This is a genomic window from Edaphobacter sp. (assembly GCF_035763405.1).
In the GTDB taxonomy this organism is placed as follows: Bacteria; Acidobacteriota; Terriglobia; order Terriglobales; family Acidobacteriaceae; genus Edaphobacter.
The window spans coordinates 25,434-34,785 of sequence record NZ_DASUBE010000011.1 but is presented as its reverse complement, the minus strand read 5'-3'; the positions used below and the strand labels follow the sequence as shown (position 1 = coordinate 34,785).

The following is a 9,352-nucleotide window of genomic DNA, read 5'->3' as shown; positions in this document are numbered from 1 at the left end:
CTGGAGCGCCACTACTCAGTACCGGAGGTTGCGGAACTGTGGGGTGTCAGCGAGAAAACGGTGCGGCGATTGTTCGATGGAGAAGACGGCGTTCTGCGTTGGGGAAACGGTGAAACGCTCCGCAAACGCGGATATCAAAATCTTCGGATCCCCCAAAGCGTTTTGATCCGGGTGCATCATCGACGGGAAACGGCGTGAGAACCCATCAGGCTTGAAAGGCCAGGACCTTCGCTTTGGGCGGCTTCGAACCTTTCGGTGGAACCGCTCCCAACGTGGACCACGCATTCCGAACACTGGCTGCCAACTGGTCCTGACGCGCCTTGACCCACGGAGAATAATGCTTCTCCGTGATCTTCACGCTGGAGTGACCCAGCAGCATAGAAACCTGATCGATTGGAACTCCAGCAAGAAGCATCTCGACTGCGAACGTGTCTCGCAGCATGTGAGGGAAGCAGCGCTTCGCAGAGCCGTCCGGCTTCTCCAATCCGGCGAGTTTGAATAGACGGCGGAAGCTGCGTTGCCAGTCGGCAACAGCGCTCTTCGGCAGACCGTTGCCACTCCAGAAGAAGTAGCGCGGGTTCGGCTTCACGCCTTCCGGCACGCCTCGCAAAGCATCAGCAACCTGCGGAGGAAGGGGAACGTAGACAGGCGTTCCCGTCTTCGCTTGATAGAGCAAAAGATTGTCGTTAATCAGCCGAGTGCGTTCAAGCGTAATGGCATCCCGGATGCGCAAGCCGCTCCACCGCATCAGCATCAGCAGTGTGCGGATGCGGATGCTGTGTGCGCCACCAATTGTCTCGCCGCGATTCTCCCGGTAGAGATAGGTCGCATCGATGAGCTTCTCGTACTCCTCTCGCGTGAAGTAGTCGGTTGGAGTCTGCGTCACCGAGATGCGGCCAAGATTGTTCGTCGGATTGTTGGTGATCCAGTTTGCGCGAATACAAAACCAGAAGAAGCCCGTGAGGCGTTCCTGCTTCTTCTTCTTCGCCATCGCTCCATCCTTCCACGATGTCCGAAAGGACTGAACGGCACGCAGGTCGAGTTCGCGCAGCAGCTTGTAGCCCTCTGCCTTGCACCATCCGAGAAATTGTTTGCGGAAGAAAATGTCCAGCTTGTAGATCGTGGCTTCGCTCAGTTCGCGGGCCTGCGCGTCGGCGAGATATTCGGTGACGGCCTTGATGATGGTTACAGGCTCATCCTTCCGCTCAGGGGTCGCGGCGGGATCATCGGCCTCTTCGATCACGCGCGACAGATCGACGGCGCGCTCCCAACTTCCGGTCTTCAGGCTGCGCCGAACGTAGGTTCCGTTCGCTGTTCCTTCAACCCACATGGGACAGGTACAGCGTTTGTAGAAACGGTCGGCGGCCTTGGAGCAGCCCTTCAAATGGCGTCGATAGAGAGTCAGCATGACCGGTCTATCGTACACCTATCGTACATGGCAATGGTACTGTTATTTATCTATATGAAAATAAACTACTTAAGTATGGTGGAGGCGGCGGGAGTCGAACCCGCGTCCGAAAGAGCTTCCAACAGAGAGCATTCATGCTTTTTCCGGTTCATTGTGTCTCGTCAGCGACGCTAAGAACGGACGAAGACGCGGCGCTGACCAGTCTGATCGATCTCGTCTTCCACCGCGCAGACGGAGCAGGGAAGACCAGCCTACTGTGCGACGGTCGGTACGGGCCCGTAGGCGAAGCCCGAGCGACCGGCTACTTAGTTAATTAAGCAGCGAGTGCGAATTGAGGTTCGGCACTTATGGTTTTGTGAGCGATTACGGGTGTCCACACCCCGGCATGCCTCTCTGCCACAAGCAATCCCGTCGAAGCCGTGACGCCCCCATTTTGGAGCTGGCACCAACATTGCGTTGGGCGGTGCAAAGAACTAACTCCATTATAGATGCTTTCGTCGCACTTCGGTCTCATGCAAAGACCAGCAGGATGGCCCCGGCAGCGATCAGCGTGACACCGCCAATCTTGAGCGGCGAGATATGCTCGTCCAAAAACAGCCATGCGCCGAGGACGACGAGCACGATGCTTAACTTGTCGATCGGTGCGACGCTCGACACGGGGCCCAGTTTGAGCGCACGAAAGTAGCACAGCCACGACAGGCCCGTGCAGATGCCAGAGAGCGTCAGAAAGATCCAGCTTCGCCGGCCAATCTGCGCGAGCGCGTGGTGTTTTTCAAGCGCGATGGCAATGGCCCACGTGACCACCAGAACTACCGTCGTGCGAATGGCCGTAGCGAGATTGGAGTCGATGCCCTCTACGCCGACCTTGGCGAGCAGCGCCGTACCCGCGGCGAAGGCGGCTGAGAGCAGCGCCCAGAATACCCACGTCATCGTGATTCCGGTCATGCTGCTGAGCCTACCTGAGCGGAGACGCTCCGCGAGATATTCGTTAAAGTTCTGCTTTCAGCAGATCGATACTCTGCCAGTCACCGCGCTCGATGCCGGCGCGAATCTCGGCAGGAGTCTTGCCCTTCTTCGTCTGCTCGTAGGCGTAGACGGCCTCGCCCATGCAGGTGGAGCAGGTTGCGCCATGGGTGCCTTCAAAGCAACTGTGCAGGCTGTTGTGTCCCAGCGCGCGGTCGCAGTGGCAGTAGCAGGGGAGCTGGTGCAGAACGGCCGGAATCTTAGCCGCCATCTCGTAGGCGACCACCTGGTAGTGATGCGTGAAGTAGATGCCGGTAAGCTGGTTGCCGCTCAGGATGGGCGGCAGGGCCTTGCGAGGTGCGGTCGCGTTATAGGCGGGAACGTCGGCGGAGGGGTCGGTCCACTGGGCGGACGCTACGATCGTGATGAGGCCTAACGCAAGACAGCCAAGCAGCTTCTTCATAGTCCTCCATCATAAATCCGGGGATGGCAAAAAGCTACGTCTACCGCCAGGTGTCGTGTTTTGGTGTAAGTCATTGGTCTATTAGCCATGAGACGCGATGGAGGAACGATGTTCCTTACTTGCGGCCTGCCATACCTCGCGGGCGGCGCCGGCATTCAGAAGAGCAATGCCCAGGCCCACAATGAGATCGGGCCACGCTGAACGGTAGAAGACCGTCGTCAGCCCGGCGGCGATGATGGCGATATTTGCCAGGACATCGTTGCGGGCAGACAAGAAGGCCGCCCGCATGAGACTGCTGCGGCGGCGATAACGCGCCAGCATCAGCGCGGAGGATAGATTGACCGCGAGCGCGCCCGCTCCGGTCAATGTCAACAGCGTCGGCGCCGGAGCCAGAGGCACATTGAACTTATGCCATGCCATCCAGAGTGTAGCGATGCTGGGGATCAGCAAAACCCCGGCCAGCAGTCTGCCAAGATTTGCGCGTCTGCGTGCGGGCCAGTTGAGGGCCGCGAGGATGAGGAAGTTGACCGAGGCATCTTCGAGGAAATCCACGCTGTCGGCGAACAGCGATACGGAGCCGATCAGGAGCGCGACAGCAAACTCGATACCGAAGTAGCTCAGATTCAGGAGGGCCACCAGCAGGGTGGTGCGGCGCAATGCTGATGGTGTCGGTGGGGGATTCATGGCCCACTATAGCCCTACTTGCGCCGAGGCACTCTGAATCAGGCTTGAGCAAGCAAAAAAAGACGGCACGAACGTTTGATTGTCCGTGCCGGGAGGCCAGTGACGCAACTTGTGTCAGCCCTTGGGCTGAGAACCTTTACAGTGGCGGGCTACTCACGCTTCACCGTTAAAAGAAATATACCACAATATGGAGGAGAAAAAAGCAAAATATGTTCAATCATAGAAAATTAATCTTCTGACGGAGTGCCGAATGTGAAGGTCGAAGCAGTCCATGTGATAGTAATCAATTTATTTTCAGTATGATACATGAATTCTTGGCCACGGAAGGAAGAGGTGTAAGAATGATGTCACTACAATGTTTTACAGAAAAACAGAGGTTTAGTGGCCGCTTCCAGTTTTTGGATAGAGCTTCAGTCGGCAAATTCTTCGTTGATATGGACGGCCATACTGGCATCGCGTTCGGTGATTCCTCCGGCGTCGTGGGAGACGAGGCTGAGCAGGACGCGGTTGTAGCGGATGTCGATGTCGGGGTGGTGGCCGGCGGCTTCGGCAAGTGGTGCGACCTTATTGACGAAGGCGATGGCTTCGACGAAGTTGCCGAATGTCCATTCACGGGTGAGCTTGCCGTCGGTGAGCTTCCAGTCCGGGAGTTGTTTGAGGAGCTTTTCGATCTCCGGAGCGGTGAGGGTCTTTTGCATGGCCTTTACCTCGCGTCGAGATGCTACTGACTTTGACCGGTGTGTGCAACTGGTGCTGCCGGAGGTCGGCGGAGCGAGGCGGCGAGGACGGAGGTGGTGAGATGTTCGATCTCGCTGCGCAGCTCGGCCCAGGATTCGGGCGACAGACTGAGGAAGACTTTGACGATTTCGGGGTCGAATTGTGTGCCGGAGCAGCGGACGATCTCGGCGGTGGCGGCTTCGATGGAGGCGCCTTTGCGGTAAGGACGGTCGGAGGTCATGGCGTCGAGCGTGTCGGCGATGGCGAAGATGCGCGCGCCGAGAGGAATTTTTTCGCCGGAGAGGCCGCGCGGGTAGCCGGTGCCGTCGAAGCGTTCCTGATGAGCGTAGACGATCTCGGCTGCGTCGGAGAGGAAGGGAATTTTTCGGACCATCTCGTAGCCGCGCTCGCAGTGCAGGCGCATGATGGCGGTCTCGTCGGGGTCGAGGCGTCCGGGCTTGAGCAGGATGGAGTCGGGGGTCGAGATCTTGCCGATGTCGTGGAGGAATGCGCCGCGCGCGATGGTGCGCAGCTCGTCGGCATCGAGACCCATGGCGCGGGCGAGTGCGATGGTGTAGGCGGTGACGCGCTTGGAGTGGCCTTCGGTCTCCTGGTCGCGCAGGTCGAGCGCGTCGCCCATCGCTTCGAGCGTGACGTCGTAGCTGCGTTCGAGGTCCTGCATGGTGGAGCGGAGGCGGCCGGTGCGGGTGTTGACGATGGCTTCGAGATTCTGGCGATAGGTGGCGTTCTGCTTGCGGAGGCGGCTGTGCTCAACGCCGCGGGCGACGGTGTCTTCGAGTTCGTCGCGGTCGAAGGGTTTGAGGAGATAGTCGAACGCGCCACGGCGGAAGGCGTTGGTGGCGACACGGAGGTCGTTGACTGCGGAGCACATGACGACGGGGATCGCGGGGTGATCGCATCCGAGATGATCGAGCAGGGAGAGGCCGTCTTTGCCGGTCATCATGATGTCGGTGAGGACGAGCGAGTAGTCGGGATCCTGCTGGAGACGCAGGATGGCGTCTTCGGCGCTGGGGACGAGCGTGGTCTCGTAGCCAGCGATTGCGAGCAGGGCGGCGACGAGGTCGCGCACCGTTTGTTCATCATCGACGATCAGGATTCGTTCCGGCGGCATTGCAGAGGTTATCGGCAGCGGCGCTCGGTTGCGTTAATTCAGGACTGGGTGGAGTTGCGGGATTTTTTCCGAGCGACCCAGCCGGGTTTGGTGGTCTGGCGGGCGCGGCCGAGAGCGAGCGCACCGGAGGGAACGTCTTCGGTGATGCAGCTTCCGGCGGCGATGTAGGCTCCGTCGGCAATGGTGACGGGAGCGACGAGCGCGGAGTCGGAGCCGATGAAGACGTTGTTGCCGATGGTGGTCTGGTGCTTGTGGACGCCGTCGTAGTTGCAGGTGATGGCTCCGGCGCCGACGTTGACTCCCGCACCGATGACGGCGTCGCCGAGGTAGTTCAGGTGGTTGGCCTTGGAGCCTTTGCCGATGGTGACTTTCTTGGTCTCGACGAAGTTGCCGATGTGCGCGCCTTCGCCGATGTTGCTTTCGGGGCGGAGGTGGCAGTAGGGGCCGAGGATGGCTTTGTCCGCGACCTGGGCTGAGTCGAGGATGGAGCCGTTGCGGACGGTGACGGCGTCGCCGAGCGTCGAGTTCTGGATGACGGAGTAGGAGCGGATGCGGCAGTCGGAGCCGATCTGCGTTGCGCCGAGCAGTTGGACGTAGGGTTCGATGATGGTGTCGGGGCCGACGGTGACTTCGGAGTCGATGACGCAGGTCTCGGGGCGGAAGATGGTGACACCTTCGGACATCAGGCGGTGTGCGTTCTGGAGGCGCATGGCGGCGTCGAGGTGCATCATCTCGGCGATGGTGTTGGCTCCGAGGACTTCGTTGACGCTCTCGGCTTTGACGGCGATGACGCGGCGGCCTTCGGCGACGAGCATGGCGGCGACGTCGGTGAGGTAGAACTCGCCGTGGGCGTTGTTGGTGGTGAGGGCGTCGAGTTTGGAGAAGAGCGCGCGGGTGTTGAAGCAGTAGATTCCGGAGTTGATCTCGCGTGCTCCGATCTGCTCGGGTGTGAGGGATTTTTGTTCGACGATGGACAGGACTTCGGGGCTGTCTTCTTTGCGGCGGAGGACGCGGCCGTAGCCGTGCGGGTTGTCGGGGACGGCGGTGAGGATGGTCATGGCGGCCTGCTCGCGGAGGTGGGCGTCGCGGACGGCGGCGATGGTCTCGGGACGGATGAGCGGCACGTCGCCGGAGAGGACGAGAAGATTCTCGGGAGGCGTTTTGCCGGAGAGTTCGAAGTCGGCCTTGAGCACCTGGAGGGCGTGGCCGGTGCCGCGTTGTTCAGCCTGGAGGACGAAGGAGACGCCGGTGTGGGTGACGGAGGCTCTCACCTGATCGGCTTCGTGGCCGATGATGCAGTAGATCTGCTCCGCCGGGACGATGGTGCGAGCGGCGGCGATGACGTGGAGGAGCAGGGCGCGGCCTCCGATTTCGTGGAGGACCTTGGGGCGCTTGCTCTTGAGCCGCGTGCCCTTTCCGGCGGCCATGATGGCGATGGCGAAGTCTTGGTTAGTCATTGATGGCTATCTTCTCATGCGGGATGGAGGGGGTACCCCCTCCCCCCATTAAAGTACTCAAAGTCCTTCTAACAAAGGACTTAGGTCCGGACTATCTGCGCACTTGGAGGGCCAAACCAAACGTCCGGATTGCTCCGGGCTTTGGTCTTCCTCATTTAAGGATAGCAGGTGGAGGAAACTCGACCGCCACGAGTAAGGTGTTTGGTTTGAGAGGATTGAGTGTAGGGCGGGCTTGACAGGTGGGTTGGCGGGTTGGGGTTTGTGGATTTCCACCCTTCGCGGTGAAGTTGCGCCTGGGGGAGTACCGGAACATTCCATAGTGAGACCCCACCTTAGGCGCGATGAAACCGCACCGAAGGTGGGGCACCCGAAGGTTGGTGGTCTGGTTTGGAGAAGACGAATACAGGGGTCTCTCCACTGCGGCGGCAAAAAGCGCCGCCTTCGGTCGAGATGACGTGGTCTGGGGGCATGGGAAAAAGTGCTTGCCGGGTGACGGGGTGAGAGGTGGACGAATGACGAGGGGGAGGGGGTACGCCGCGTGAAGCTAAGGGGCGAGTCCTTTGCAGGAGTCGCCCCTTACTTTCCGAATCTGCGAAGACCTGGTTCGGTGGCCGGGTCACAACCGATTGCTACCTCAGAATCGTCCGAAGCCTGCGAGCTGAGCCCGCGCTCCCCGAACTTTCCCTACCGTTTCATTCGCCTGTAAGAGCTTTCTTGTGTCGTCTATCCGCAGTCGGTTGCCCGAGTGCTTCGCGAGTCCCGTTGCCGGGCCCCTTCAACGGCCTTCGTCCGCTCTCTTCTACTTGGAAGATCGCTCTTCCGCTGAAGAAACAGTACTCCTGTCCGGGGAAAAATCAATGGGGTTGGAGGGCGATATTTTTGTGGAAATAGGCAGTGTTTATGTGGAAATTCGGCAGGAGTGGTTCCGTTGTTCGATGCCCGTTGCGTGTGGATTATTTGACGGGCTTTCAGAGGGCGCTGGAAAAGTCTATCCGGCAGTATGCGCGGACCGGCCGGGGGCTAAAGAGGGTGCTGAAAAAGTCATTGGCGAAGAGAAAGGCGTACCTCAGCGGCTAAAGCCGCGCTGATTTTGCGGTACTTGCGGCACGGCTGAAGCCGTGCCCTTAAGCAAAACGGACTTTTTCAGCACCCTCTAAAGCTCCAGCAAGAGGGAAAGCATCTGGTGTCCTGAGTTCGAAGCTGTTTCCATCAGCAGAGACTGCGAACCGCAGGTCCTTCGACTGCGTTTGCAGAAGAAACCGGCAAACGCCGCTCAGGATGACAAGGTTATTTATGTTGTGAACTTCAGACTCGGGACACCAGGGTACGGCTGAAGCCGTGCCCTTAAGCAAAACGGTCCTCGGAATTTTGTTGGCGCAGACGACGTGGGCTAACGGGGTTTGCGTTTTGGGGAAAGATCGTGGACGCCTGCGGTGGATTCGCGCACGACCAGCTCGGGCTCGAACGAGACCTCTTCGGGGTACGGATCCTGTGGCGACTGAATGCGTTTGACGAGCAGTTGAGCGGCGGTGGATCCCATCTGGTGCAGCGGTTGGCGGACGGTGGTGAGGCGCGGGTTGTAGTATTCGGCGACGATGATGTCGTCGAAGCCGATGACGGAGATGTCGCGCGGGCAACTGAGGCCGACATCCTCAATGGCGCGGATGGCCCCGATGGCCGCGGTGTCGTTGAAACTGAAGATGGCGGTGAAGTCGTGGGTGCGGTTGAGCAGCTCGCGCACGGGCGGGTAGCCGAGATCGGGGGACCAGGAGTTCTTTTCGAGATGGATGGAAAGCTCCGGGCGGACGGTGATGCCGATCTCCTGCGCGATGGAGCAGATGGCCTGCCAGCGGACCTCGGTGTCGGAGACGAAGCGTGAGCCTTTCATAAAGGCGATGCGGCGGTGGCCCAGTTCGTAGAGGTGGCGCAGGGCGATTTTGGCGGCGCGGTTGTGGTCGAGCACGACGTTGGTGACGCCGGGAATTTTGCTGTGCGAGGAGACGCCGACGACGGGCAGGGATGTTTTGTGGTGCAGCTCGGTATTGATGGTGAGGAAGCCATCGACGGCGCGATTGGTGAGCAGCTTGGGATACTCCTCGATGAGGTCGGGGCGGCCGAGGTGGCTGACGGTGAAGTAGAGGAAGCCTTCCTGCAGCAGGTGCTCTTCGACGCCGAGCATGACCTTGGTGAAGTAGCCTTCGCTGACCTCGGGGACGATGAGGCCGACGGTATTAGTGAGCCGGGTGCGCAACATGCGCGCGTGCAGGTTGGGGCGGTAGTCGAACTTTTTGGCCGCGGCGAGGACGCGCTGGCGCGTGGCCTGCGAGATGGACTTCGCCACGGGCGAGTTGTTGAGTACGATGGAGACGGTCGCGGGGGAGAGGTCGAGATACTCGGCGAGGATCTTGAGGGTGATCGGTTTGCCGGTGTCGGGCAGGGTCTTCTTTTTTGCAGTCATGGTTCTCCGTGAAAGCCGTCTCGAATGTGGTGCAACTGTTGTACACCTTTCGCAGAGGATAACGGAACAG

Annotated in this window: 10 protein-coding genes and 1 other RNA gene; 2 read left to right on the top strand and 9 right to left on the bottom strand. The window is 59.8% G+C overall.

Features of this window, described 5'->3' with window-relative positions; genetic code table 11:
• Window positions 1-198, top strand: a 198-nt coding sequence (locus VFU66_RS01070) for a hypothetical protein (protein WP_326444376.1), incomplete at its 5' end; no start/stop codon positions are given.
• A 7-nt stretch (window positions 199-205) separates the two neighbouring features.
• Here VFU66_RS01070 and VFU66_RS01065 read toward each other — a convergent pair.
• The 8 genes from VFU66_RS01065 to glmU all read right to left on the bottom strand — a co-directional run bounded on the left by VFU66_RS01065 (window position 206) and on the right by glmU (window position 6,824).
• Window positions 206-1,408, bottom strand: coding sequence for a tyrosine-type recombinase/integrase (locus tag VFU66_RS01065; protein WP_326444375.1), 1,203 nt, complete (start codon window positions 1,406-1,408; stop codon window positions 206-208).
• Window positions 1,409-1,484: 76 nt separating this feature from the next.
• Window positions 1,485-1,838, bottom strand: a transfer-messenger RNA (tmRNA) gene (gene ssrA / locus VFU66_RS01060).
• A gap of 80 nt (window positions 1,839-1,918) precedes the next feature.
• Window positions 1,919-2,338, bottom strand: coding sequence for an EamA family transporter (locus tag VFU66_RS01055; RefSeq protein ID WP_326444374.1), 420 nt, complete (start codon window positions 2,336-2,338; stop codon window positions 1,919-1,921).
• A gap of 58 nt (window positions 2,339-2,396) precedes the next feature.
• Window positions 2,397-2,834: a CYCXC family (seleno)protein gene (locus VFU66_RS01050; protein ID WP_326444373.1), complete on the bottom strand. Its 438-nt coding sequence runs from the start codon at window positions 2,832-2,834 to the stop codon at window positions 2,397-2,399.
• Between the two features lie 81 nt (window positions 2,835-2,915).
• Window positions 2,916-3,518, bottom strand: coding sequence for a cation efflux transmembrane domain-containing protein (locus tag VFU66_RS01045; RefSeq protein WP_326444372.1), 603 nt, complete (start codon window positions 3,516-3,518; stop codon window positions 2,916-2,918).
• Window positions 3,519-3,928: 410 nt separating this feature from the next.
• Window positions 3,929-4,216, bottom strand: coding sequence for a 4a-hydroxytetrahydrobiopterin dehydratase (locus VFU66_RS01040; RefSeq protein ID WP_326444371.1), 288 nt, complete (start codon window positions 4,214-4,216; stop codon window positions 3,929-3,931).
• Between the two features lie 23 nt (window positions 4,217-4,239).
• Complete coding sequence (locus tag VFU66_RS01035) at window positions 4,240-5,367, bottom strand: response regulator (protein ID WP_326444370.1); 1,128 nt, start codon at window positions 5,365-5,367, stop codon at window positions 4,240-4,242.
• Between the two features lie 38 nt (window positions 5,368-5,405).
• A complete protein-coding gene (gene glmU / locus VFU66_RS01030) occupies window positions 5,406-6,824 on the bottom strand; it encodes a bifunctional UDP-N-acetylglucosamine diphosphorylase/glucosamine-1-phosphate N-acetyltransferase GlmU (RefSeq protein WP_326444369.1) in 1,419 nt (472 codons plus the stop codon).
• A gap of 803 nt (window positions 6,825-7,627) precedes the next feature.
• Here glmU and VFU66_RS01025 point away from each other — a divergent pair.
• Entirely contained in the window at window positions 7,628-7,912 is a 285-nt protein-coding gene (locus VFU66_RS01025; RefSeq protein WP_326444368.1) for a hypothetical protein, read from the top strand.
• A gap of 302 nt (window positions 7,913-8,214) precedes the next feature.
• Here VFU66_RS01025 and VFU66_RS01020 read toward each other — a convergent pair whose 3' ends face one another.
• On the bottom strand, window positions 8,215-9,282 hold the full coding sequence (locus tag VFU66_RS01020) for a LacI family DNA-binding transcriptional regulator (protein ID WP_326444367.1): 1,068 nt from the start codon (window positions 9,280-9,282) through the stop codon (window positions 8,215-8,217).
• Window positions 9,283-9,352: the final 70 nt, after the last annotated feature.